At 72.7% G+C, this 23381-nt stretch carries 18 protein-coding genes and 3 tRNA genes; 11 read left to right on the forward strand and 10 right to left on the reverse strand.

The window, feature by feature from the left end; genetic code table 11:
• Positions 1-24: 24 nt before the first annotated feature.
• Together ACFV4P_RS09985 and ACFV4P_RS09990 are read right to left on the reverse strand one after the other, a co-directional pair.
• Positions 25-1410 carry an MFS transporter gene (locus ACFV4P_RS09985; protein ID WP_380469274.1) on the reverse strand — a complete coding sequence of 462 codons (1386 nt, stop codon included), beginning with the start codon at positions 1408-1410 and terminating at the stop codon, positions 25-27.
• Positions 1407-2033: a helix-turn-helix domain-containing protein gene (locus ACFV4P_RS09990; protein WP_380469276.1), complete on the reverse strand. Its 627-nt coding sequence runs from the start codon at positions 2031-2033 to the stop codon at positions 1407-1409. The genes ACFV4P_RS09985 and ACFV4P_RS09990 overlap by 4 nt, the downstream gene beginning before the upstream one ends.
• A 137-nt stretch (positions 2034-2170) precedes the next feature.
• Here ACFV4P_RS09990 and ACFV4P_RS09995 point away from each other — a divergent pair, with 137 nt between their 5' ends.
• From ACFV4P_RS09995 to ACFV4P_RS10005, 3 genes are all read left to right on the forward strand, one after another.
• Positions 2171-3445 carry a deoxyguanosinetriphosphate triphosphohydrolase gene (locus ACFV4P_RS09995; protein WP_380469278.1) on the forward strand — a complete coding sequence of 425 codons (1275 nt, stop codon included), beginning with the start codon at positions 2171-2173 and terminating at the stop codon, positions 3443-3445.
• A gap of 39 nt (positions 3446-3484) precedes the next feature.
• Positions 3485-5395: a DNA primase gene (gene dnaG / locus ACFV4P_RS10000; RefSeq protein WP_380469280.1), complete on the forward strand. Its 1911-nt coding sequence runs from the start codon at positions 3485-3487 to the stop codon at positions 5393-5395.
• A 178-nt stretch (positions 5396-5573) separates the two neighbouring features.
• Complete coding sequence (locus tag ACFV4P_RS10005; protein WP_380469282.1) at positions 5574-6779, forward strand: RNA polymerase sigma factor; 1206 nt, start codon at positions 5574-5576, stop codon at positions 6777-6779.
• 19 nt (positions 6780-6798) lie between these two features.
• On the opposite strand, the gene ACFV4P_RS10010 is transcribed toward ACFV4P_RS10005, so the two are convergent.
• The 3 genes from ACFV4P_RS10010 to ACFV4P_RS10020 all read right to left on the reverse strand — a co-directional run bounded on the left by ACFV4P_RS10010 (position 6799) and on the right by ACFV4P_RS10020 (position 10233).
• Positions 6799-8211 carry a glutamate decarboxylase gene (locus ACFV4P_RS10010; protein ID WP_380469283.1) on the reverse strand — a complete coding sequence of 471 codons (1413 nt, stop codon included), beginning with the start codon at positions 8209-8211 and terminating at the stop codon, positions 6799-6801.
• Between the two features lie 98 nt (positions 8212-8309).
• On the reverse strand, positions 8310-9749 hold the full coding sequence (locus tag ACFV4P_RS10015; protein ID WP_380469285.1) for an FGGY family carbohydrate kinase: 1440 nt from the start codon (positions 9747-9749) through the stop codon (positions 8310-8312).
• Between the two features lie 190 nt (positions 9750-9939).
• Positions 9940-10233 (reverse strand): hypothetical protein, encoded by a 294-nt coding sequence (locus ACFV4P_RS10020; protein WP_073812218.1) that lies wholly within the window; start codon positions 10231-10233, stop codon positions 9940-9942.
• Between the two features lie 298 nt (positions 10234-10531).
• Here ACFV4P_RS10020 and ACFV4P_RS10025 point away from each other — a divergent pair.
• Both ACFV4P_RS10025 and ACFV4P_RS10030 read left to right on the forward strand, forming a co-directional pair.
• Positions 10532-10604, forward strand: a tRNA-Asn gene (locus tag ACFV4P_RS10025).
• 5 nt (positions 10605-10609) lie between these two features.
• Positions 10610-10682: transfer RNA gene (locus tag ACFV4P_RS10030), tRNA-Asn, on the forward strand.
• Between the two features lie 132 nt (positions 10683-10814).
• Here ACFV4P_RS10030 and ACFV4P_RS10035 read toward each other — a convergent pair.
• The gene (locus tag ACFV4P_RS10035; RefSeq protein WP_380469287.1) at positions 10815-11627 is read right to left on the reverse strand and encodes a trypsin-like serine peptidase; all 813 of its coding nucleotides are present in this window, start codon (positions 11625-11627) and stop codon (positions 10815-10817) included.
• Between the two features lie 610 nt (positions 11628-12237).
• On the opposite strand from ACFV4P_RS10035, the gene ACFV4P_RS10040 reads away from it, so the two are divergent.
• A tRNA-Ile gene (locus tag ACFV4P_RS10040) sits at positions 12238-12311 on the forward strand.
• Between the two features lie 468 nt (positions 12312-12779).
• Here the strand turns inward: ACFV4P_RS10040 and ACFV4P_RS10045 are convergent.
• The gene (locus ACFV4P_RS10045; protein WP_380469289.1) at positions 12780-15095 is read right to left on the reverse strand and encodes a collagenase; all 2316 of its coding nucleotides are present in this window, start codon (positions 15093-15095) and stop codon (positions 12780-12782) included.
• Between the two features lie 335 nt (positions 15096-15430).
• Between ACFV4P_RS10045 and ACFV4P_RS10050 the strand changes: the two genes are divergently transcribed.
• Complete coding sequence (locus ACFV4P_RS10050) at positions 15431-16057, forward strand: ankyrin repeat domain-containing protein (protein ID WP_380469290.1); 627 nt, start codon at positions 15431-15433, stop codon at positions 16055-16057.
• A gap of 101 nt (positions 16058-16158) precedes the next feature.
• Here the strand turns inward: ACFV4P_RS10050 and ACFV4P_RS10055 are convergent, their stop codons facing one another.
• Positions 16159-17487 carry a PLP-dependent aminotransferase family protein gene (locus ACFV4P_RS10055; RefSeq protein ID WP_380469931.1) on the reverse strand — a complete coding sequence of 443 codons (1329 nt, stop codon included), beginning with the start codon at positions 17485-17487 and terminating at the stop codon, positions 16159-16161.
• 229 nt (positions 17488-17716) lie between these two features.
• Here ACFV4P_RS10055 and ACFV4P_RS10060 point away from each other — a divergent pair, with 229 nt between their 5' ends.
• The gene (locus ACFV4P_RS10060) at positions 17717-18169 is read left to right on the forward strand and encodes a carboxymuconolactone decarboxylase family protein (protein WP_380469292.1); all 453 of its coding nucleotides are present in this window, start codon (positions 17717-17719) and stop codon (positions 18167-18169) included.
• Positions 18170-18270: 101 nt separating this feature from the next.
• Positions 18271-19173, forward strand: a complete 903-nt coding sequence (locus tag ACFV4P_RS10065) for a 1-aminocyclopropane-1-carboxylate deaminase/D-cysteine desulfhydrase (RefSeq protein ID WP_380469294.1) — start codon at positions 18271-18273, stop codon at positions 19171-19173.
• 51 nt (positions 19174-19224) lie between these two features.
• Here ACFV4P_RS10065 and ACFV4P_RS10070 read toward each other — a convergent pair whose 3' ends face one another.
• Positions 19225-20781 carry an LCP family protein gene (locus ACFV4P_RS10070; protein WP_380469297.1) on the reverse strand — a complete coding sequence of 519 codons (1557 nt, stop codon included), beginning with the start codon at positions 20779-20781 and terminating at the stop codon, positions 19225-19227.
• A 218-nt stretch (positions 20782-20999) separates the two neighbouring features.
• On the reverse strand, positions 21000-21473 hold the full coding sequence (locus tag ACFV4P_RS10075) for a MarR family winged helix-turn-helix transcriptional regulator (protein WP_380469300.1): 474 nt from the start codon (positions 21471-21473) through the stop codon (positions 21000-21002).
• Positions 21474-21567: 94 nt separating this feature from the next.
• On the opposite strand from ACFV4P_RS10075, the gene ACFV4P_RS10080 reads away from it, so the two are divergent.
• Together ACFV4P_RS10080 and ACFV4P_RS10085 are read left to right on the forward strand one after the other, a co-directional pair.
• A complete protein-coding gene (locus ACFV4P_RS10080) occupies positions 21568-22587 on the forward strand; it encodes an NADP-dependent oxidoreductase (protein WP_380469302.1) in 1020 nt (339 codons plus the stop codon).
• A gap of 296 nt (positions 22588-22883) precedes the next feature.
• Positions 22884-23378: a DUF3145 domain-containing protein gene (locus tag ACFV4P_RS10085; RefSeq protein WP_073812206.1), complete on the forward strand. Its 495-nt coding sequence runs from the start codon at positions 22884-22886 to the stop codon at positions 23376-23378.
• Positions 23379-23381 lie beyond the last annotated feature (3 nt).

The raw sequence follows: 23381 nt of genomic DNA on the forward strand, positions 1-23381 counted from the left end.
GGAGCAGGGGCAGGGGCAGGGGCGTCAGGGTGCGTCGGCAGGAGCCGGGCACGGGCCCTCGGTGTCGAGGACGCGGCGTTCGGTGGGCAGGTCGCGGACGCGGCGCATCGGGGAGCACCAGAGGATCAGCGCGGCCAGCGGCACGCCGATGGTCATCAGCCACATCGCGGGGCGCACGCCCAGCTGGGTGCCGAGGAAGCCGGCCAGTACGGCGCCGAGCGGGATGGAGCCGAAGTTGAGCACCGCGCTGCTGGCGGAGAGCCGGCCGAGCAGCTCCGGCGGGCAGTAGCGCTGCTGGAAGGTCGACTTGATGACGTTGCCCGCGACCACGCCGGCGGAGGCGCCGAAGCCGCCGATCAGGTACCAGGCCAGTCCGAGGCCGCGGCCGGTGAGCGGGATGAGGACGGTCAGGGCGGGCAGGACGAGTTCGAGCATCAGCATGGCGCGCGAGGTGCCGAGCCGGGCGGCGACCCGGCGGGCGAAGGCCGCGCCGAGGATGCCGCCGGTGGAGGCCAGGCCCACCAGCAGGCCGACGGTGCCCTCGCCGATGCCGACCTCGCGGATCAGGAAGACCACCAGCAGGGCCTGGTAGCCCGTCAGCACCAGGTTGGAGGCGGCGCCGAACAGGGCGAAGGTGCGGAACCAGACGTCGGAGACGAGCAGCCGCAGGCCTTCGCCGATCTCCTTGCGCAGCGCCCGGCGGGGGCGGTCCGCGCGGTCGGTCTCGCGGTGGCCGATCCGCGCGGTGCACCAGAGCGAGAGCAGGAACGTCGCGGTGTTGGCGAGCAGCCCGTTGACCGGGCCGGCGAGCTGGGCGAGCAGGCCGCCGCTGCCGAGGCCGACGATGCCCGCAGCGGAAGCGCTGCCGTGCAGTTTGGCGTTGCCCTCGGGCTGGTCCGCGGGGTCGAGCAGCTGCGGCAGGTACGCGGTGTACGCGGTCTGGAAGAACACCCCGGCGGCCCCGGCGAGCAGCGCCACGGTCAGCAGGTGCCACAGGGTGAGCGTCCCGGCGAGGGCGGCCAGCGGGACGGTCGCGTACAGGACCAGCGAGAGGGCGGTCGAGATGAGCATGATCGGGCGGGAGCGCAGCCGGTCCACCCACACCCCGGCGGGCAGGCCGATCAGCAGCCAGGGCAGCCAGCCGGCCGCGCCGAGCAGGCCGACCTGGAAGGTGCTCGCGTGCAGGGTGCTGACCGCGATCAGTGGCAGGGCCAGGCCGGTGACGGCGGAGCCGTACTTGTTGGCGGTCTCGCCGATCCACAGCAGCCGGAAGTCGCGGTGGCGTCGCAGCAGTCCGGCGGGCCGGCGGGCGATCGGGTCGGTGGCGGGCTCCGGGTGGAGGGTCCCGGTGGTGGCGGGGTCCGCGACCGGCTCGGCGGGGCGGGAGTCGGCGGAGGTGGTCGACGTCATGGCCGGTCGGGTTCCTTTCGGGGCAGTACCTGGATCTGGACAATGGCCGGTCGCGCCTCGGGGTCGGGGGCGGCGGTCGGGTCGGGGGTGTGGCGGGCGACGACCTCGGCGAGTTCGTCGCCGAGGGCCTTGAGCTGGGCGGGCGTCAGGCGCAGGTTGCTCCAGTCGCTGACCAGGCCCACGTTGCGCCAGTCGCCCTCCCACTCGGCGGTCAGCGCGTCCGCGACCAGCTGGTACTGGCGGCGCAGGTTCTCCGCCAGGTAGACGGAGGCCGCCGCTTTGGTGCTGGGGTCCTGGGTGAACTCGGTGGCGGTCAGCGTGATCGTGCCGCGCACCGGGCGCCACCAGCGCTCCCGCTTGGTGCCGCGGCCGGTCTCCTCCTCGATGAACCCGTGTTCCGCGAGGTGGCGCAGGTGCCAGCTGATGGTGCCGGTGGACTCGCCGGTGCGCTCGGCGAGCCGGGCGGAGGTCGAGGGGCCGTGCAGCCGGAGTTCGTCCAGCAGCCGCATTCGCAGCGGATGGGCCAGCCCGCGCAGGCTGTTGGCGTCGAGTTGGCGTCGCGGGGTCTCGTCCTCCGGTGCGGGGGTGGTGGCGGGGTGTTCTTCGGGGCGGTGCTCGTTCATGAGGGCAACACTAGAGTGCAGAGACTTCTCTGCATAGAGCTCTTTGCAGAGAAGTCTCTGCAATTTGCTCGGGCGGTGGCCGGCGTTCGCGCGGCGCACGTCCGAATGTCCGTCATCCGGCGTACGGTGGCGGACATATGAAGACCACCACTCCGTACGATCCGCAGTCCGAGGCACGTTGGGTGCCCGAGCCCGACAAGCGGCCCGGCCGCACCGCCTTCCAACGCGACCGCGCCCGGGTGCTGCACTCGGCCGCGCTGCGCCGTCTGGCGGGGACGACCCAGGTGGTCGCCCCGATGCGCAGGGACTTCCCGCGCACCCGGCTCACCCACTCGCTGGAGTGCGCGCAGGTCGGCCGGGAGCTGGGCGCGGCGCTCGGCTGCGATCCGGATCTGGTGGAGACCGCCTGCCTGGCGCACGACATCGGCCACCCGCCGTTCGGCCACACCGGCGAGGAGGCGCTCGACCAGGCCGCCGAGGCCTGCGGCGGGTTCGAGGGCAATGCCCAGTCGCTGCGCATCCTGACCAGGCTGGAGCCCAAGCGCTTCGCCCCGCTCGACGAACCCGAGGTCCGGCTGGCCCCCTGGCCCGGCCGCAGCGTCGGCCTCAACCTGTCCAGGGCCGCCCTGGACGCCGCCACCAAGTACCCGTGGGCCCGCGGTGGCCACCCCACCGACCCGGCCTCCACCAAGTACGGCGTCTACGGCGACGACCTGCCGGTCTTCCGCTGGATGCGCACCGGTGCCCCGGACGGCCGCAAGTGCTTCGAGGCCACGGTGATGGACTGGTCCGACGACGTCGCGTACTCCACCCACGACGTGGAGGACGGCCTGCAGGCCGGCCACATCGACCCGGCGGCGCTGCGTGCCCCGCAGGAGCGGGCCGAGCTGTTCCGGATCGCCGAGCGGTTCGCCCCGCAGACCGGGCCGGAGGAGTTCGGCGCCGCCCTCGACCACCTCCAGGCCGAGGACTGGTGGCCCACCGCGTACGACGGCACCGCCCGCGCCCGGGCCGGTCTCAAGGACCTCACCAGCCAGCTGATCGGTCGCTTCTGCCTGGCCGCCGAGCAGGAGACCCGGGCCCGCTACGGCCCCGGCCCGCTCACCCGGTACACCGCCGAACTGGTCGTCCCGCGCGGCGTCCGGTTGGAGTGCGCGGTGCTCAAGGCGGTCGCCGTCCGGTACGTGATGCAGCGCGACGAGCAGGCCCAGCTCCGCTCCCGCCAGCGCGTGGTGATCGCCGAACTCGCCGACGCCCTGCTGCGCACCGCCCCGGACGGGCTGGACCCGGTGTTCGCCGCCCAGTACGCGGAGGCCGAGGACGATCGCGCCGCGCTGCGCACCGTGATCGACCAGATCGCCACCCTGACCGACGCCTCCGCGCTCGCCCTGCACGCCAAGCTGATCGGCTGAGCCCACGGATTGTCCGGCCCGCTCCCGTAGACTTTCCCAGTGGCCGGGAGGATCAGGGACGAGGATGTGCAGGCGGTGCGTGCCGCCCTGCCGATCGACGCCGTGGTCGGCGACTACGTGCAGCTGGCCAGCGGCGGCGGCGCCCAGCTGAAGGGCGTGTGCCCGTTCCACGACGAGAAGTCCGCGTCGTTCTACGTGCACCCGGGCAAGAACGTCTTCCACTGCTTCGGCTGCGGCGAGTCCGGCGACACGATCACCTTCCTGATGAAGATCGAGCACTGCTCGTTCGCGGAGGCGGTCGAGCGGATGGCCGCCCAGGCGGGCATCACCCTGCGTTACGAGGAGGGCGGCTACAGTCCGCGCCACCAGCAGGGCGAGCGGACCAGGCTGGTCGAGGCGCACAAGGTCGCCGCCGCCTGGTTCGAGGAGCAGCTGGCCACCCCGGAGGCGGAGATCGGCCGCCGTTTCCTCGCCGAGCGCGGCTTCGACGAGGCCGCCGCCAAGCACTTCGGGGTGGGCTACGCCCCGGTCGGCTGGGAGCACCTGGTGCGTTTCCTGCGCGGCCGCGGCTTCACCGACAAGGAGATCTCGGTCGGCGGCCTGGCCTCGCAGGGCCAGCGCGGCGGCCTGATCGACCGCTTCCGCGGCCGCCTGGTCTGGCCGATCCGGGACAGCTCGGGCGACGTGGTCGGCTTCGGCGCCCGCCGGCTGCGCGAGGACGACAACGGCCCGAAGTACCTGAACACCCCCGAGACGCCGATCTACAAGAAGTCGAACGTCCTGTACGGCATCGACCTGGCCCGCAAGGAGATCGCCAAGTCCGGCCGGGCGGTGGTGGTCGAGGGCTACACCGATGTGATGGCCTGTCACCTGGCGGGCGTCACCACGGCGGTGGCCACCTGCGGCACCGCGTTCGGCGAGGACCACATCAAGATCATCCGCCGACTGCTGATGGACACCTCCACCTACCGCGGTGAGACGGTCTTCACCTTCGACGGCGACGCCGCCGGACAGAAGGCCGCCCTGCGGGCCTTCGAGGACGACCAGAAGTTCGCGGCCCGCACCTCCATCGCCATCACCCCGGGCGGCATGGACCCGTGCGAACTGCGCCTCGCCCAGGGCGACGAAGCGGTCCGCGACCTGGTGGAGAACCCCGTCCCGCTGTTCGAGTTCGCGCTCCGCTCGGCGGTCGCCCGACACCGGGTGGACACCGCCGAGGGCCGCGCCGCCGCGCTCGAAGAGGCCGCCGGGATCATCGTCAAGATCAAGGACCGCTCGATCCAGCACGAGTACGCCGTCCAGCTGGCCGGCATGGTCGGCATCCTGGACGAGCAGTTCGTGGTCCGCCGGATCTCCCAACTCGCCCGCTGGCAGCGGGAGAACCAGCAGAACGGCCAGCGCCGGCCGCTGCGCCGCGCCGAACCCGCCGGGCAGCAGCCGGCCCGTCCGGAGCGTCCGACGTTCCGGCTCAACCCGCGCGACCCGGCCCAGTTCGTCGAACGCGAACTGCTCAAACTCGCCCTCCAGCACCCCGAGTTGGTCAGCCCGGCCTTCGACCAGTACAGCGAGGACGAGTTCCCCACCCCGCCCTACCGGGCCGTCCGCCGCGCCATCGGCCAGACCGGCGGCGCCGCGTACGGCGCGAGCCTGCCGGACTTCACCGCCGCCGTCCGCGAGGCCAGTCCGGACGACCAGGTCCGCGGCCTGGTCACCGAGCTGACCGTGGAGCCGATCCGGTCCCGCCGCAAGGCCGACGAGCTGTACGCGGGGGAGTTCCTGGTGAAGCTGCGCATGCAGGCCGTGGACCGCCGCGTCGACGAGGTCCGCGCCCACCTGCGGCGGCTGGGCGACCGGGCCACCGCCGAGGAACTGCACCCGGTGCAGAGCGAGTTGTGGGCCCTGCAGCAGTACGGGCAGCAGCTGCGTTCGCGCGGCGCGGCCGCCCTCTGACCGCCGCCTGACCGCCCGTCACTCCCTGGGCCGCCCCCGCCTGCCCGGTGGCACCCGCGCGTGCGCCGGGTGCCGCCCGTCCGGCTCGCGGCCGCCCGCAGGTGCCCGGGCGCGCCGCGCTGGGTATCCCCTTCGGTGTGGCGCGGCAACCCCCAGGCCGCGCGCGGCCCCTGGAGGGATGCCCGTGGAGCTCTCAGTCGCCCGCCCGCACCGCACCGCCCCCGCCCGGGACGCCGCGATCCCGGTCCAGCCCGGCTCGCAACTCCCCACCGGGGCCGAGCCCGTGGCCGAAGCCCCCGCCGCCGGAACGGCCCCCGCGCCCGAAGCCCCCGCGCCCGCCCCCGCGCCCGCCCCCACGCCCGCCCCCACGCCTACGCCCGCGCCCGAGGCCGCCGACCGGCCCGAGAGCGAGCCCACCGCCGAGGACCTCGTCGACGAGCCCCCGGAGGCGCCTCTGGACGAGGGCACCGGCCCGGCCGCCGACCTGCTGCGGCAGTACCTGCGCGAGATCGGCCGCATCCGGCTGCTGACCGCCGCCGAGGAGGTCGAGCTGGCCTGCCAGATCGAGGCCGGCCTGTTCGCCGAGGAGGCGCTCTACCGCACCGACCCGGACGGCGACGGGCGGCTCGCGGACGACCTGGACCGTCTGGTGGTGCTCGGCCGGATCGCCAAGCGCCGCCTGATCGAGGCCAACCTGCGGCTGGTGGTCTCGGTCGCCAAGCGCTACGTCGGGCGCGGCCTGACCCTGCTCGACCTGGTCCAGGAGGGCAACCTCGGCCTGATCAGAGCGGTGGAGAAGTTCGACTACGCCCGCGGCTACAAGTTCTCCACCTACGCGACCTGGTGGATCCGGCAGGCGATGAGCCGCGCCCTCGCCGACCAGGCCCGCACCATCCGCGTCCCGGTGCACGTGGTCGAGCTGATCAACCGGGTGCTGCGGGTGCAGCGCGCCCTGCTGCAGGAGCGCGGCGTGGAGCCGACCGCCGCCGAGGTCGGGCTGGTGCTCCAACTGCCCCCGGAGCGGATCCGGGAGGTCCTCAAGCTGGCTCAGGAGCCGGTCTCGCTGCACACCCCGGTCGGTGAGGAGGACGACGTGGCCCTCGGCGACCTGATCGAGGACGCCGACGCCGCCTCCCCGCCGGAGAGCGCCGCCTTCCTGCTGCTGCGCGAGCACCTGGAAGCGGTGCTGGCCACCCTCGGCGAACGCGAACGCCAGGTGGTCCAGCTCCGCTACGGCCTCGACGACGGCCGCCCCCGCACCCTGGAGGAGATCGGCCACCTGTTCGGCGTGACCAGGGAACGGATCCGGCAGATCGAGGCGAAGACCCTCCGCAAGCTCCGCGAGCACGCCTTCGCCGACCAGCTCCGCGGCTACCTGGACTGACCTGCCGCCCGACCGGCCGTCAGTGGTGGAAGCCGCTGCGCTGCGGCATGCCCAGCTCGCTGAACGGCGCGGGCTGGCGCTCCAGCTCGGGCAGCAGCCACCGCAGGTCGTTGAGCAGCAGGTCCGCCAAGTCCCGGGTGAACCCGTTGCGGCACACCACCCGCAGCACCGCCAGGTCGGTCCGTCCCTCCGGGAAGGTGTACGCGGGCACCTGCCAGCCGCGTTCGCGCAGCCGCCGCGAGACGTCGAACACGTCGAACGAGCTGCCCTCGACCGTGGTGAAGGCGAACACCGGCAGCTGGTCGCCCTTGGTGATCAGCCGGAACGGGCCGAGCTTCCCGATCTGCTCGGCCAGGTACTCGGCGACGTCCCGGCAGGCTTGCTGCACCGCGCGGAACCCGGCGTGCCCGAGCCGCAGGAAGGCGTAGTACTGGGCGATCACCTCCGCGCCCGGACGGGAGAAGTTCAGCGCGAAGGTCGGCATCTCGCCGCCCAGGTAGTTGACCTTGAACACCAGCTCCTCGGGCAGCGCCTCGCCGTCCCGCCACAACGCCCACCCCACCCCGGGGTACACCAGTCCGTACTTGTGGCCGGACGTGTTGATCGACGCCACCCGGGGCAGCCGGAAGTCCCACTTCAGGTCCGGGTCCAGGAACGGCGCGACCATGCCGCCGGACGCACCGTCCACGTGCACCGGAATGTCGAGCCCGGTGCGCTGCTGGAGGTCGTCCAGCGCGGCGCAGATCTCGGCGATCGGCTCGTAGGAGCCGTCGAAGGTGGAGCCGAGGATGCCGACCACGCCGATGGTGTTCTCGTCGCAGTGCGCGACGGCCTGATCGGCGGTCAGGTGGAAGCGGTCGCCCTCCATCGGGACGAGCCGCGCCTCGACCTCCCAGAAGTTGCAGAACTTCTCCCAGCAGACCTGCACGTTGATGCCCATCACCAGGTTGGGCCGCGCCCCGGCCGCGTACCGGTCGGCGTTGCGCCGCATCCAGCGCCGCTTGAGCGCCATCCCGGCGAGCATGCAGGCCTCGCTGGAGCCGGTGGTCGAACAGCCCACCGCGGCACCGGGATCGGGCGCGTGCCACAGGTCGGCGAGGATCGCCACGCAGCGCCGCTCCAGTTCGGCGGTCTGCGGGTACTCGTCCTTGTCGATCATGTTCTTGTCGCTGCACTCGGCCATCAGCCGGTCCGCGTACTCGTCCATCTGCGTGGTGACGAAGGTCGCCAGGTTGAGCTTGGCGTTGCCGTCCAGCATCAGTTCGTCGTGGATCAGCTGGTACGCGATGGAGGACGGGATCGGCATCCGGGGCAGCCGGTGCAGCGGCGGGGCGACCTGCATCGCGCCCACCGGGTCGGTCAGCACGTGCAGCGGGCTGAACGGCAGCCGGCGGTCGTCCTGCCCGTGCGCCTGTCCTTTGTGCAACGCCATGACGGAACGTCCCTCCACTCGTGGAGCCCCCACGTTGCCACCCCTTACGGGCCGACGCACGCTCAACAGCCGCTCGGAGGAGGGTGCCGGACGCCAGGTCAGGCGCTCGCGGCGGTCTCCGGGTGGTACTGCTCGCGCATCGCCGCGTACTGCTGGCGCACCGCGTTGCCGACCGCCAGGTCGTGCTCCTGCTCGGGGGCGAGCAGGGTGACGTCCGGCAGTTCCCACTGCGGGGGCTCGGCCGTCCCGGCGAGTGCCCAGGCCGCCTGGCGGGCCGCGCCGCGCGCCGCGTGGTCGCCGCGCGGCGGTATGACCACGGGCAGCCCGAACACCAGCGGGGCTGTCTGCTGCACGGCGGGCAGCCGACCGGCCGTCCCCAGCAGGAACACCCGGTTCACCGCGACACCGTGGCCGCGCAGCACGTCCAGCGCCTCGGCCAGGTTGCACAGCATGCCCTCGACCGCGGCCCGCGCCACGTGCTGCGGCGCCATCGACTCGGCCCGCAGCCCGGTCAGCGTGCCGGCCGCCTGGGGCAGCTTCGGGGTGCGCTCGCCGTCCAGGTACGGCAGGAAGACCATCCCGTACGCGCCCGGCGAGGACTGCAGGGCCAGCTCGGACAGGCCCTCCAGATCGGTGCCGAGCATCGCGGCGGTGGAACGCAGCACCTGCGCGGCGTTCAGCGTCGCCACCATCGGCAGGTGCCGGCCGGTGGCGTCCGCGAACGAGGACACCAGGCCGGACGGGTCGACGACCGCCCGGTCGTGCACCGCGAAGATCGTGCCGTTGCCGCCCAGCGACACCACCGCGTCGCCCGGGCCCAGCCCGAGGCCCAGCGAGGCCGCCATGTTCTCCCCGGTGCCGGCCGAGATCAGCAGCCCCTCCGGCGTGTGCCCGGCGGGCTCGGCCGGGCCGAGCACGTCCGGGACCTTCAGCTCGTGGCCGAGCGCCAGCTTGATCAGGTCCTGCCGGTACTCGCCGGTGATCGGCGACCAGTAGCCGGTGCCGGAGGCGTCGCCGCGGTCCGTGGTGCGCCGCCGGGCGCCGCCCAGCAGCTGCGAGACCAGCCAGTCGTGCGGCAGCAGCACCTCGGCGATCCGCTGCGCCGACACCGGTTCGAACTCGGCCAGCCAACGCAGCTTGGCGATGGTGTAGGTGGGGCCGGGGACGGCGCCGATCGCCTCCACCCAGGGCTCCGCGCCGCCCAGCGCGTCCAGCAGCGCGGCCGCCGAGCCCGCCGACCGCGGGTCGTTCCACAGCAGCGCGGGCCGCACCAGGACACCGCCGGCGTCCAGGCCGATCAGACCGTGCTGCTGGGCGGACACCCCGATCGCGCGGACGCCCTCCAGCAGGCCCCCGGCGGCGGCGTCGCCGAGCGAGTGCAGCCAGCTCTGCGGGTCGACCTCGGTGGAGCGGGCGTCGTCGCCCTCGGGCAGCGGATGGGGAGCGCGGCCCTGCCGCAACACGGCGCCGGTGTCGGCGTCGCACGCGACGATCCGGGTGCGAGTGGTGGAGCTGTCGATGCCCGCGACGATGGCCATGCCGAGATCATGCCGCAGTCGACGGCCGGGGCGGGCCCGACTGCCGCAAGTGTTGCCCAGTCGGTACCGGAACCAGCCCCGCCGCCGACCCTCCGTGCCTGGTCGGGGGCGTTCCGTGCCCGGCCGGAGACGTTCGGTGCGATGTTCGCGCGATGCGCTTCTGCGATGCCCTTTGCGATGCTCCGTGCGCTCAGGGGCGGACGGTGCCCCAGCCGTCGTCCTCGCCGTGGTGCTTGGCGAAGTACGGGACGCGCTCGGTCAGCGCGTTCGGCAGCTTCTCGCCGACCTTGTCGGCGACCGCCCCGGCGGCCTTCCCGGCCACCGCGCCCGCCTGCTGCTTGGCCTTGCCGGCCGCGTCCTGCACCCGCGGGTTCTCCCGCAGCTGCCGGGCCGCACCGGCCAGCTGGTCGTACCGCTCACGCCCGGCCCGGGTACCGAGGACGTACCCGATCCCGATGCCAACGATCAACGACACCTTCCACATGCCCTGGTTCCACCCTTCGTCGCCGCGCGATTGTGTGCCGCGTCTACCCGTCCGGCCGGGCCGTGAACCGCCCTGCCGGTGGCGGGTCCGGGCCAGCCGGAACCGCCTGCACCAGCATCCCCGTCCGTACCGTGAGGCGCGCGCGGGGCACGCCGGACCGGCCCGGGGCCGAGGTGGGGGAGGCTGCTGCCGAAAGCGATTGGCGGAACACCCCCCTGAGTGCGCTAATGTATGTCCCGCAGCGAGCACCGTGGGCCCGGGGAGATCCGGAGACCGGGGTGGGCGAGGCGAAGAACGATCCTCCATAGCTCAATTGGCAGAGCAGCCGACTGTTAATCGGCAGGTTATTGGTTCGAGTCCAATTGGAGGAGCGCGGTCCCCCATAGCTCAATTGGCAGAGCAGCCGACTGTTAATCGGCAGGTTATTGGTTCGAGTCCAATTGGGGGAGCTTCACCGGATTCACGGTGATCAGTACAGAGCGAAGGCCCTTCGGTGAGACCGAGGGGCCTTCGTGTTTCTTCCCGCGGCCGAGCCCTCCACAGGGCCTGCGGTTTCTCCGCAGGGCCGTGGCCGCAGGGGCTCAGCCGCCGGCCTGCCGGTAGAGGTCCGCGAGGCGGCTGCCGAAGGCCACGCTGTAGGAGACCTCCGGGCTGTCGCCGCCCTGCTGGTAACCCCCTATGACGCCGACGACCTGACCCTGCCCGGTCACCCAGGGGCTGCCGCTGGTGCCGTCGGTGAATCCGGCGCAGTCGAAACGCTGCTGGGTATTGCTGCGCGAGGTGGTGCGGCCCTGGCAGGTGATCGGGGACACGGCGCTGTTGGGATATCCGGTGACCGTGACGTCCAGGCCGAAGCCGAGACCGGTGGCGAGGGTGTAGGCGCCCATCGCGTCCTCGACCTGCCGGCCGTTCAGCGCGCCGACCGTGAGGAACGCCACGTCGTACCCCTCGTTCTCGTCGGACCCCCACCGCGGGTCCACCAGCACCCCGGTGACGGGCCAACTTCCGTACGGGGCATGCTGGTCGCGGTAGCCCGGGGCGAACACCAGGCCGTCGATGGGCGTGCCGTGCGGGGCCGCGCAGTGGGCGGCGGTGATCAGCAGGTTGCGGCCCCGACTGTGCACCACGGCGGCCGTGCAGGCCCGCATGCCGTCGGTGTCGTCCAGGAACAGCGGCCCGATCCGGTTGCCCGCGACGTCCGCCGGCGCGGGATGCGCGGTCGGACGGTTGTCGGCGGGCGTGGCGGAATCGCAACCGGTCGCCGCCGCCAGCAGGAGCAGGAGTGCGCAGGCCGCAGCGGCCGGGCCACGGCCGGTTCGGGGAGAGCTGCGCGGCACCGTCACTCGCTTCCGCTCGGCGACCCGCCCGGGGGTGCCGGGCGGCGGATGCAGCAAGATCTACCAGGGCCCGCGCCGCACCGGCAACCGCCCTCGACAGCGGGCCCGCCCGACCGGGTGCCAGGAGCCCTGGGGCAGCCGCCGGTGGAGCGCCTGCGCCGGGACGCCGGAGCAACTGCCGTACGGGATGCCTGCGGTGTCGCCGCCCTGCCGCACTGCCGTCGATCACCTCGACCGCAGTGCCGGTGGGGTCGTTCGGGGCCGTCTGCGGGCGGTCGCCTCCTCGGAGTGTACGGACAGCCGGTCTTAGCGGTGCGGTGCCGCAGCGGCTGTGCGGGCTCGGACCGGCGCAACCTCTGACGGGGTGTTACCGGTGCGAGCGTGGGCACGAACGCCGGCGCCGCGCGGGAGGTGCTGAGGCCTGGGCGATCATTTTCCGGGCCGTCGCCTCGGCCGCGCCGACCGTCCCGGTTCGCTCGTCGGGGTGACCGTCGGACGGACGCGACCACGTCCACGAATGGGTGGCGCGGGCGGGAGGGGGCGGGCCTCCCCGGATGCGCCCCCGGCGCGCACCACGGGTGACCGACCGGCTATGCTGCCGGGGGCGTCCCTGAGGGGTCGTCCGTTACTGCCAGGGCCGCCCGTCGGCCCCGGCGGGTCGAGTCGGGGGGCGGTAGCTCAGCCGGTTAGAGCAGGGGACTCATAATCCCTTGGTCGTGGGTTCGAGTCCCACCCGCCCTACCTCGGCCGCTGACCAGCCGTCAGCCAATGGAGCTCTCTGACCAGGCGAAATGCCGGACTTGTCGAGCTCTGAGCGTAGATTAGCGTCCCCGGCAGCTCCTGTGTGCAGCGCCGCGAGCGCGCGCCGAGGAATTTCCGGGGAACTCGGGCAGGACCCGAACCCGGGGCGGTGCTTCCGGGTGGCCCCGGCGACCTGGGCCGCATCGCCGTCCGCCCTGGCAGGGCCCGCGGTTCCCCCTGGGCGTCGAAACGGTCCGGCGGTTGGCCGCAGCGGGGAGATTCACCCCATCGGGAATCGCTGCGCGATGACCGTTCGGGCACGCATCGCTCGGCGCGGGAACCCCGGGGCAGGGACGGCGATCGCCGGGTGCGGAAGGTGTGGACGGCCGGGGAGTCCGGCGGCCGGGCCGGATACGGCGTGAGGCCCGCGGTCCTGGGATCCGCGGGCCTCGGGTGTCACCGGGTGGGTCAGTACTGCGTGGTGACGGTGACTCCGGAGAAGGAGTTCTGGGCGTAGAGGCTGAAGTACACCCAGCCCGCGGGCGGGTTCGTGATGGTCAGGGTCTCACCGTTGCCGCTGGTGGTGGACTTGGCGGCGTAGGAGCCGGTGGTGGCCCAGGCGGCGGGGTTCCAGTAGAGGTCCGCGTTGCCGGTGCCGCCGGTGGTGGTGATGGTGAGCTGCTTCACGCCGGCCGGCAGGTTGAGGAAGCTGTAGCTGTAGTTGCCGGAGGTGGCCGCGACGTTGTCACGGCGGCAGTTCTTCCCGTACGAGCGGGTGTCCTGGTCGGCGCAGAGCGGGGCGGCGGGGGCCAGGGTGCCGCAGTTGCCGGTGCCGCAGGCGCTCAGGTAGGTGGCGAAGTCGGCGTCGTACGAGGTGCCGATGCCGGTGAGGACGGCACGGGCGCCGGTGAAGTCGCCGGTGCGGGTCTTGGCCAGGTAGGCGGCGACGTCCTGCGGGTGCGACTGCAGCATGTAGCGGACGGCCAGGTAGCCCCAGTTGTAGGTTCGGGTGGAGTCGGTGTTCTGGTAGGTGGTGTCGAACAGCGTGCTCAGCTTGTAGGTGCCCTTGGCGGCCTGCGCGATCGCGTCGTCGTAGCGCACGTCCCGGTACGTGTAGGACATGTACTCGGCGAAGCCCTCGATCCACCAGATGTTGGGGACGGTCTGCCCGGCGTCGAAGTCGCCGTAGAAGTTGAAGCGGCCGTCGAGGTAGTGCGCGTACTCGTGGTTGAGGTTCCAGATCGAGAACGCCGGGCGCAGCCACTCCGCCTCGTGGGCGATGAAGCGGGCCTGGTTGCCGGGCTCGTCGGGCTTGCCCTCCAGGTACATGCCGCCGTTGTCCACCTCGATGTCGAACATCGACCAGGCGTACAGGCGGTAGTCGTAGGAGGAGTCGTAGACCACGACCTCCAGCTGGGTGTTGAGGTCACCGGGGACGGGGCCGTTGTCCTTGACCACGCTGTGGAACAGGGCGTCCTCGTTGGCCAGGCTGGAGCAGGTGCTGTCCAGTTCGGCGGTGGTCAGCGCCTGGGCGCGGATGTGCAGGGTCGGGCTGCAGATTCGGTCCACGGTCAGGACCAGCGGGGCGAGCCGGGTCGGCAGGTCGCACAGCCCGTAGTAGGAGCAGTGGCCCTCGTCCTTCTTCTCGGTGAACCAGGCGAGGTTCATCGTGAGCGGGCCGGTGGCGCCGATCAGCGGGAAGGCGTTGACCAGATCCTTGACCAGCGGGCGGGCCTGGGCCTGCAGCACCGGCTGCTCCAGGAAGGAGCCGAGGTCGATGCCCAGGCCGGTGGCCAGGTCGCTGCCGTTGAGCATCCGGCTGTTGCGCTTGACGAAGGCGGAGATCGAGGCGGCCACCGACGGGTCGGCGGCCAGCGCGGCGTTGAAGGAGTCGGTGCCGAGGCCGTTCTCCAGCACCAGCTTGGTGTTGGAGACGGCGGTCCACATGCCGCCGGTCCAGGAGCCGGTGTAGCGGTCCAGCAGGTCCTTGATCACGCCGGCGTAGCGGGCGTTCTCCTGGGCGGAGTCGATCAGGATGACCGCCTCGGAGAGGATCTGGCCGTTGGCCTCGGTGACGTCCTTGGCGTGCGGGGCGGCGTAGAACGCGTCCAGCGCGCCGCGGATCGAGGTCTGCAGTGCGGTGCCGTACGGGCCGACCGCGTCGGGGTGGTACCACTGGACGTAGTAGCCGGCCCGCAGGAAGGCGATCAGCTGGGCGGCGGACGTCGAGTCGGTGCCGTCGTAGTTCGCCGAGGCGGTGCGCAGGGCGTCGGCGACGGCGACCATCTGCGGCTCGCGGAAGGTGTTCTTCGCGTCGGTGCCGGTGATCGAGTAGAGCTTGCCCAGACAGTCCAGGTCGGCCGCCTTGACCGTGTTGACCAGGGCGGTGCCGCTGGCGGAGCCGAACGACGAGGTGTCGCAGCCGGTGGCGTCGGCGGCGCGCGCGCCGAGCTTCTTGGCCGACTCGACGGCGGTGGCCTGCCGCGGTGCGGACTTGGTACCGGTCTCGACCTGACCCGGGGTCGGGCGGGCGTCCTTCGGCTCGTCGGCCGACTTCGGGACGGGGTGCGAGACGGGGGCGGTGGCCGTGTCGGTGGGGGTGGCGCCGGTGGCGGGTTGGGCGGGGGCGGCGAAGGCGCGGCCCTGTGGGGCGAACAGCCCGACGGTGAGGACCAGCGCGAAAGCGAGCGCGAGCAGCCGACCCAACTGGGCGGCGGATATCCGGATATGACGCACGGTGGGGGACTCCGAGCGGTAGTGGCCGGGCTGGGGGGCGCCGACCATCTGACGTGTGACATGTAAAATGGCACAGAATATCGACGGGCGGAAGAGGAAGACCGCGATGGTGATCGAATCTCCATGTTCGCGGCCCCGCCAGGCCTCCTCGGCCGCCCCGCCTGCATCGACCGATCGGATGACGTCGGTATCAGCCGGAAGGCTCGCGGGGACTGGCCGGTTCGATGACGAACCGGGCCCGGGAGCGGGGCAAATATAGAGGTGAGAGGTTCGTCGGAGGCATTCGCCGGGCCCACCGTTCGGCCCGGCCGGCCCGGCCCGACCTCGCCTGTGTCGAGGGCTGCCCGTGCCGTACCTGCCGTCCCTTCAGGAGGAGGACCGTGATGACGACCGCAATCGACCAACGCCTGCTCGGCGCTGCGCACATCGGCGACCTCGCCGCCGCCAGGGCCGCCCTGGCGGCCGGCGCCAACCTGGAGGCGCGCGATCCACAGGGGCGGACGGCGCTGCTGGCGGCCGCGCTCGCCGACCAGGTGGCCGTCGCCGAGTTCCTGGTCGCGGCCGGCGCGGACCCGGACGCACAGGACCACCGGGAGGACAGCCCGTGGCTGGTCACCGGCGTCACCGGCAGCGTCGCCATGATGCGGGCGCTGCTGGTCGCCGGGCCGGATTTCGGGCTGACCAACCGGTTCGGCGGGGTGAGCCTGATACCTGCGGCCGAGCGTGGCCATGTCGCGTACGTGCAGGCGGTGTTGGAGGAGACCGACCTTGACGTCGACCACGTGAACCGACTGGGCTGGACGGCCCTGCTGGAGGCCGTGATCCTCGGCGACGGCGGCCGCCCGCACATCGAAATCGTCCGCCTGCTGCTCGCTGCGGGCGCCGACCCGCAGCTCGCCGACGGCGACGGCATGACGGCGCTCCAGCACGCCGAGCGTCGCGGTTTCAACGGCATCGCCGCCCTGCTGCGAGCCGCCACATCCGACGCGCGGAAGGGAGACGCCTCATGAACGTCCGCCGGTGGTGTACCGCGCGCCGGTTGGCGACGATCCTCGGGTCGCTCCTCGGCCTCCGACGGTCCTGCCGCAGCTCGAAATTCCCGGTCGGCCGGTCAGTCGCGGGGCAGCGTGGTGAGGGTCTGGCAGAGGGCGTCCAGGGCGGCGGGGAAGGCGTGGTCGGGCGGGGTGCCGTAGCCGATCACCAGGCCGTCGCGCGGCGGCATGGTGCTGTCGGGGTGGCGGTAGGGGCGCAGCCCCTCCAGGGCCAGGCCCAGGCGGCGGGCGGTGCCGAGCGCCAACGGCTCGGTGTTCTCCGGGAGTTCGAGCACGGCGTGCAGCCCGGCGGCGATGCCGCTGACCCGGATGTCCGGGGCCCGGTCGGCCAGGGTGCGGACCATCAGGTCGCGGCGGCGGCGGTAGTGGCGGCGCATCCGGCGCAGGTGGCGGTCGTAGGCGCCGTGGGCGAGGAAGTCGGCCAGGGTGAGTTGGTCGATCACCCCGGAGGTCAGTTCGCGGGAGCCCTTGGCCGCGAGCACCGGGTCGACCAGCTCGGCGGGCAGCACCATCCAGCCGAGCCGCAGCGCGGGGGAGAGGCTCTTGCTGGTGGAGCCGAGGTAGACGACGCGGTCCGGGTCGAGCCCCTGGACGGCGCCGATCGGCTGGCGGTCGTAGCGGAACTCGCCGTCGTAGTCGTCCTCCAGCAGCAGCCCGCCGTGCGCGCGGGCCCAGTCGACGGCCAGGGCGCGGCGTTCGGCGTGCAGCGGGCCGCCGGTGGGGAACTGATGGGCGGGCGTGAGCAGGGCGGCCCGCGCGCCGGTGACGGCCAGTTCGGCGGTGCGGGCCCCGGCCCGGTCGACGGTCAGCGGGACGGTCGGGCGGCCGGCCTCCGTCAGCAGGCCGCGGTGGAAGGCCAGGCCGTACGCCTCGACGGCGACGGGTCCGTCCAGGATGCCACCCAGCAGCCGCAGGGCGTGGGCGAATCCGGCGCACACCACGATCCGGTCCGGTTCGGTGCGGACGCCGCGGGCGCGGGCCAGGTACTCGGCCAGCGCGGTGCGCAGTTCGGGCCGGCCGCGCGGGTCGCCGACGCCGAAGGCGCCGCTGGGGGCGGCGGAGACGGCCCGGCGGACGGACGTCAGCCAGTCGGAGCGCGGGAACGCGGAGGCATCGGGAGAGGAGGGCGCCAGGTCGTGGACGACCGGCCGCGCCGCCGTCGGGCGGGTGGGGGCGTCCCGGCCGGAGGGCAGCGGTGCGGCCCGGTGGGCGACCCGGGTGCCGGACCCCTGGCGGGCCGACAGCCGGCCCTCGGCGACGAGTTCGGCGTACGCGTCGGCCACCGTGTTGCGGGCGATGCCCAGGTCGCGGGCGAGGCTGCGGTACGGGGGCAGGCGGGTGCCGGGGGCGAGCCGCCCGGAGTCGACGGCCTCACGCAACGCCCGCATCAGCTGGGCGCGCCGACTGCCGCCGCCGGACAGCTCCAGGAACAGGTCGGTGCCGAGCGGCCCAGCGGGTGCCTCGATGGGTGTCTCGACGAGTGGCTCGGCGGGCGTCTCGGCGGCGGAGGGTGTCGGCGTCTCGGCCGCCCCGGGGGCGTCGGCCGGCGGATTGACCCATGGTTCTGGCATGGGAATGCACCCTATCCCGGGTCGATCGGGCTTCTAGGGTTGAGGCATGACAATCCATCAGGTCCCGCAGCGCATGAACTTCTCCGCCGTCGCCCCGAAGGTTTTCAAGGCCGTCCTGGCTCTCGATGCCGCCGCTCGCGAGGGGCTGGACCCCGAACTGCTGGAGCTGGTGCAGATCCGGGTCGCGCAGGTCAACAAGTGCGCCTACTGCATCGGTTACCACACCGTGGATGCCCGGAAGGCTGGGGAGAGCGAGGAGCGGATCTACCAGCTGACGGCGTGGGAGGAGTCCAGCCTCTTCACCGACAAGGAGCGGGCGGCGCTGGCCCTCGCGGAGGCGGTGACCCTGCTGCCCTCCGGCGTCTCGGACGAGGTGTATGCGGAGGCGGCGAAGTACTTCGAGGAGCAGGAACTGGCCCAGCTGATCGCCCTGGTGTTCACGGCCAACGCGTGGAACCGGATGAACGTCACCACCCGCAAGACGCCCGGCACGCTCTGACCGGAGCGGCCCCGGCCCCCCGGACGCCCGGGCCGCCGAGGCGGGGCCGGGGCACCTCGGGGGGCCGGTGGGCGGTTGCCGGCCCCGACTAGGGTGAGGGGATGCTCATGCCCGCCGACCTGCCCACACCACTGACGGTGGTCGATGATCCGGAGCTCGCCGCTGCGGGGGTCGAGTTGCGGTTGAAGCGGGACGACCTGGCGCATCCGACGGTCCCGGGCAACAAGTGGCGCAAGCTCGCGCCGAACCTGGAGCGGGCGGTCGCGGAGGGCTGCGAGGCGCTGCTCACCTACGGCGGGGCGTACTCCACGCACGTGCGGGCGGTGGCCGCGGCGGCGTGGGCGCTCGGGTTGGCGAGCGTCGGGGTGATCCGCGGGGCCGAGTTGGCGGGGATGCCGCGGAACTGGTCGCTGGCCCGGGCCGAACGGGACGGGATGGCACTGGAGTTCGTCGAACGTTCCGTCTACCGGAAGGTCGCCTCCGGGCGGCAGGAGCGCCGCGCGGGGCACTTCGTCCTGCCCGAGGGCGGCTCGAACGCGGAGGCGGTGCGCGGGGCCGCGGTGGTCGCCGAGGAGTTGGCGGCGCAACTGCCTGGCCTGGGCGCGGGGGACGTGGTGTGCTGCCCGGTCGGCACCGGGGGAACGTTGGCGGGGATCGCCGCGGGCCTGCCGCCGGGTGCACAGGCGCTCGGGGTGGCGGTCCTGCGCGGCGAGGGTTACCTGGAGCGCGAGGTGGCGGCGCTGCAACTGGCTGCGTACGGGCGGGAGTTCGACAACTGGCGGGTGGTGCACGGGTGGCACGGCGGCGGGTACGGGCGGGTGCCGCAGGAGTTGGAGCGGTTCGCCGCGCGGTTCGAGAGCCGGCACGGGGTGCCGGTGGAGCGGCGGTACGTGGCGAAGGCGCTGTCCGCGGTGTACGACCTGGCCCGGGCTGGCGAGTTGACGGACCGTCGGGTCACGCTCGTGGTGACGGGCCTTCCGGATCCGGTCACGGAGACGGCGTGACCCCCGCCCGCGCCGCCGGGGGCGGGGTGCGGGCGAGGGGCGAGGGGCCGGTCAGCCGAAGCTGAGGTCGCTGCAGAGGTCGCTGTCGGCGGCGCGGGTGTTGCCCGTGATGCCGTCCGGGATCGCGGACGGGATGGCGCCGGGGGAGGACCCGGGGTCGGGGGTGTCGGCGCCGACGCGGTCCTGGCCGAGGGTCAGGGTGAGGGCGTTGCCACCGGAGGCGGCGCGGAGTTCCGCGCCGGGGTAGAGCTGAGCGAGGCGTTCGGCGGCGGGGCGCAGATCGGGCGCGTACTCGATCAGCGTGGTGGACCGGGCGGGGGAGTTCCCGCCGACGGTGATGTCGCGGTAGCCGTTGCCGCGCAGCGCGAGTTCGGTGCGTCCGGCCAGCCCGCCGGACTTCGCGGCGTTGTGGATCACGATCGACACGTCCGTGTTCCCGGCGCCGGGGCTGCTGCCGGCGGACGGGCCGGTCGAGGCGTCGGGAGACGCGCTCGCGGAGGCGCCGGCCGAGGAGTCCGCGGACGGGTCGCCGGAGGGCCCGGCGGACGGGCGCGCGGGGTCGTCGGTGAGGTGGCCGTCCAGGGTGCGGTCCTGGCGGAGCAGGTTCCACAGGATGCTCGCGTCGGGCTGCACGATGGCGACCCGGGCACCCTGGAAGCGCCAGGGCAGGGTGACGAACTGGATGTCGCCGAGCTTGATGTTCTGCAGCGACTGGGCGAACTCGGCGAGCTTGTACGGCGATCCGAGGTCGGGGTCGACGGTGAGCGACTTGGTGGCGGCGTCGGTCAGCGGCAGCAGCGTGGTCAGGTCGAAGCCGTCCTTCTGCACCTTGCCGATCAGCGAGGACATGAACGCCTGCTGACGGCGCATCCGGCCGATGTCGGAGCTGTCGCCGAGGCCGTGCCGGGCCCGGACGTAGTCGACGGCCTGCTGCCCGGCGACGGTCTGCCGTCCCTTGGTCAGGTGGATGCCGTAGGAGTCGACGTCGTTGGGGACGCACACGTCCACGCCGCCGACGGCCTCGGTGATGGAGGCGAAGCCCTTGAAGTCGACGACCAGGGTGTGGTCCACCCGCAGGCCGGTCAGCTCCTCCACGGTGTTCTGCGTGCAGGCGGGGTTGCCGTTCTCGAACTCGCCGATGGTGAAGGCCGAGTTGAACATCTGATTGGTCCGGGCGGTGGTCCAGCGGCCGTCCGCGAGGCGGCACGGCGGGATGGTGACCAGGGTGTCCCGGGGGATCGACACGCCGACGGCGTGTTTGTGATCGGCGTAGACGTGCAGCAGGATCGCGGTGTCGGAGTGCCCGACCCCCACGTCGCCGCCGCCGAGGTCGTCGTTGCCGCCGCTGCGGGTGTCGGAGCCGAGCAGCAGTACGTTGACGGGGCGTCCGCCGGTGGGTGCGGGCGGTGCGACCGGCGGGCGGCTGGTGGCGATGCCCTCCGGGGCGAAGGTCGTGATGTTGTGGTCGAGCCGCTGGTAGTACCAGGCGCCGAGTCCGGCGGCGACGACCACCAGCACGGCGGTGGTCGCCCCGAGGCCCTGGGCTATTCGGCGGGCTCTTCGCCGGCGGGGCTTGGCCGCGGCGGGGCTCTGGGTGGCGTCGGTCATCGGTCCGGCATCTCTCTGCGCGCAACGGGAACTGGTGCCCGAGGGCAGGCACTTGCCGCCCCCGCAACACTGCGGAGGGGGCGTTCGTCACCACTTAGACGGTGCGGCGACGGGAATGGTTACACGCGAACCATCATTTCCGAGAGATTTTTCGACCCTCGAACCGGGGTACCCCCGAACCGCCTGGTGGCAGCTCCGGAGGGTGGTCCGACGAGGGGTCAGGCGGGGGCCGAGGAGTCGAGCATCCGCCGCAGCAGGTCACGCAGTTGGGCCCGTTCGGCGGCGTCCAGCGCGGCCAGCGGCTCGCGGGCGAAGTTCAGCGATTCGCGGAGCTCGGAGGAGGCGGACAGCCCCGAGTCGGTGGCGGCCACCAGCTTCACCCGACGGTCCTGCGGGTCTGCCTCGCGGGTGACGAAGCCGCGCCCCTCCAGCCGGTCGACGATGCCGGTGACGTTGGACGGCTCGCAGGAGAGGGTCTGTGCGATGTGCCGCATCGGCATCGGCCCGCGCCGCAGCAGGGCCAGCACCTTGGCCTGCGCGCCGGTCAGCGAGCGGGCGGCGGCGGCCTCCTCGTACTCGCGGTGGAACAGTCCGACCAGGCGTGCCATGAGGTCGACGACCTCCACGGTGATCGGGTCGGCGGTCGGGACGGGTGCCTGCTCCATGACCTGCTCCTTCCGCTCCTGCTCCATGGCCCCGAGTCTAGCTGAACAGTTGACAACATGAACCTTTCATCCGCAGGATTACTTGAGTCACTGAATGTTTCAGGTTGAGGAGGATTGTGTGATGACAGAGCAGGGCCTTCCCGCCACCGGCCGTGAGTGGCACCTGGCCGCCCGTCCGCAGGGCTGGCCCGACCCCGCCGACTTCGCCCTGGTCGAGGCCCCGGTCCGGCAGCCCGGTCCGGGTGAGATCACCGTGCGCAACGCCTACCTGTCCGTGGACCCGTACATGCGCGGCAGGATGAACGATGTGCCGTCGTACGTCCCGCCGTTCGCGCTCGGGGCCGCGATGGACGGCGGCGCGGTCGGGCACGTGGTCGCCAGCAACGTCGAGGGCTTCCGGGTCGGCGACGCCGTGCTGCACGGGCTCGGCTGGCGCGAGTACGCCACCCTGGACGCCGCGCACGCCGTCAAGGTGGACCCGGAACTCGCCCCGCTCTCGGCCTACCTGGGCGTGCTCGGCATGCCGGGCCTGACCGCGTACGCCGGTCTGCTGGAGGTCGCCTCGTTCCGGGCCGGCGACACCGTGTTCGTCTCCGGCGCGGCGGGGGCGGTCGGTTCGCTGGTCGGCCAGATCGCCCGGCTCAAGGGTGCGAAGCGGGTCATCGGCTCGGCCGGCTCGGCGGAGAAGGTCGCCACCCTGGTCGACGACTACGGGTTCGACGCCGCCTTCAACTACAAGGACGGCGCGGTCGCCGAGCTGCTCGCCCCGCTCGCGCCCGACGGCATCGACGTCTACTTCGACAACGTCGGTGGCGAGCACCTGGAGGCCGCGATCGGCGCCCTGCGGGTGCACGGCCGGGCCACGCTGTGCGGCGCCATCGCCCAGTACAACGACGTCGACGCCCCCGCCGGGCCGCGCAACCTGGCGCTGGCCATCGGAAAGCGGCTGCGCCTGCAGGGCATGCTGGTCGGCGACCACAGCGCGCTGCGCGGGCAGTTCCTGGAGGAGGTCGGCGGCTGGCTGCGGGACGGCTCGCTGCGGTACGACGAGACGGTGGTCGAGGGTGTGGAGAACACCGCGGAGGCCTTCATCGGCATGCTGCGCGGCGCCAACATCGGCAAGATGGTCGTGCAGATCTGATCCGACAAGCAGTTGATCTGACTGTGCGTCAATTGGCGCTCCGTCAACACGCCCCCACCGGTAGCGCGATCCGGTGGGGGCGCGCGTTCAGGGCCGTTCGGGGGAGGTGGGCGCTGTGGGGGTAGACCTCCCGGGGGAACCGACTAGCATGGAGGGGAAGCTTGTCCGTTTTGCTCGATTTGATGACCTAATGTCGAATAAGTTGAGCGTCACGGGGTAGCCACTGGTCAGTACCTACCGGCGACGGCGCGAGGCAGCTGGGGAAGGCGACCCTCGTCCACAGCCAGGAGGTCCCGGTGACGACACGTGGTGTGCTCTACATCCACTCCGCGCCACGCGCGCTGTGCCCGCACGTCGAGTGGGCGGTGGCGGGCGTTCTCGGCGTGCGGGTCAACCTCGACTGGATCCGGCAGCCCGCCGCACCCGGCCACTGGCGGTCCGAGCTCTCCTGGCAGGGAGAGGCCGGCACCGCCTCCAAGCTCGCCTCCGCGCTGCGCGGCCGGCAGTTGATGCGCTACGAGGTGACCGGCGAGCCCAGCGCCACGGCCGAGGGTGAGCGGTACTCCTCCACGCCCAGCCTCGGCATCTTCCACGCCGTCACCGGCATCCACGGCGACATCCTGATCCCCGAGGACCGGCTGCGGGCCGTGCTGCTGCGCTCCCGCAGCGAGGGCAGCGACCTGGAGGCGGAGATCGGCCGGCTGCTCGGCAAGCCCTGGGACGACGAGTTGGAGCCGTTCCGGTACGCGGGCGAGGGCGCACCGGTCAGGTGGCTGCACCAGGTGGTGTGACGC

The sequence above is a fragment of the Kitasatospora sp. NPDC059795 genome (assembly GCF_042732175.1).
GTDB lineage: Bacteria > Actinomycetota > Actinomycetes > Streptomycetales > Streptomycetaceae > Kitasatospora.

What these genes read in the sequence shown, in the direction of transcription:
- ACFV4P_RS10020 (WP_073812218.1), bottom strand. Translation starts at nt 10,233, where the DNA reads ATGTGGAAGGTGTCGTTGATCGTTGGCATCGGGATCGGGTACGTCCTC.
- ACFV4P_RS10005 (WP_380469282.1), top strand. Translation starts at nt 5,574, where the DNA reads ATGCCCGTGGAGCTCTCAGTCGCCCGCCCGCACCGCACCGCCCCCGCC.
- ACFV4P_RS10075 (WP_380469300.1), bottom strand. Translation starts at nt 21,473, where the DNA reads ATGGAGCAGGAGCGGAAGGAGCAGGTCATGGAGCAGGCACCCGTCCCG.
- ACFV4P_RS09995 (WP_380469278.1), top strand. Translation starts at nt 2,171, where the DNA reads ATGAAGACCACCACTCCGTACGATCCGCAGTCCGAGGCACGTTGGGTG.
- ACFV4P_RS10055 (WP_380469931.1), bottom strand. Translation starts at nt 17,487, where the DNA reads ATGCGGGCGTTGCGTGAGGCCGTCGACTCCGGGCGGCTCGCCCCCGGC.
- ACFV4P_RS10060 (WP_380469292.1), top strand. Translation starts at nt 17,717, where the DNA reads ATGACAATCCATCAGGTCCCGCAGCGCATGAACTTCTCCGCCGTCGCC.
- ACFV4P_RS10050 (WP_380469290.1), top strand. Translation starts at nt 15,431, where the DNA reads ATGACGACCGCAATCGACCAACGCCTGCTCGGCGCTGCGCACATCGGC.
- ACFV4P_RS10080 (WP_380469302.1), top strand. Translation starts at nt 21,568, where the DNA reads ATGACAGAGCAGGGCCTTCCCGCCACCGGCCGTGAGTGGCACCTGGCC.
- ACFV4P_RS09985 (WP_380469274.1), bottom strand. Translation starts at nt 1,410, where the DNA reads ATGACGTCGACCACCTCCGCCGACTCCCGCCCCGCCGAGCCGGTCGCG.
- ACFV4P_RS10070 (WP_380469297.1), bottom strand. Translation starts at nt 20,781, where the DNA reads ATGACCGACGCCACCCAGAGCCCCGCCGCGGCCAAGCCCCGCCGGCGA.
- ACFV4P_RS10010 (WP_380469283.1), bottom strand. Translation starts at nt 8,211, where the DNA reads ATGGCGTTGCACAAAGGACAGGCGCACGGGCAGGACGACCGCCGGCTG.
- ACFV4P_RS10045 (WP_380469289.1), bottom strand. Translation starts at nt 15,095, where the DNA reads ATGGTCGGCGCCCCCCAGCCCGGCCACTACCGCTCGGAGTCCCCCACC.
- ACFV4P_RS10015 (WP_380469285.1), bottom strand. Translation starts at nt 9,749, where the DNA reads ATGGCCATCGTCGCGGGCATCGACAGCTCCACCACTCGCACCCGGATC.
- ACFV4P_RS10065 (WP_380469294.1), top strand. Translation starts at nt 18,271, where the DNA reads ATGCTCATGCCCGCCGACCTGCCCACACCACTGACGGTGGTCGATGAT.
- ACFV4P_RS09990 (WP_380469276.1), bottom strand. Translation starts at nt 2,033, where the DNA reads ATGAACGAGCACCGCCCCGAAGAACACCCCGCCACCACCCCCGCACCG.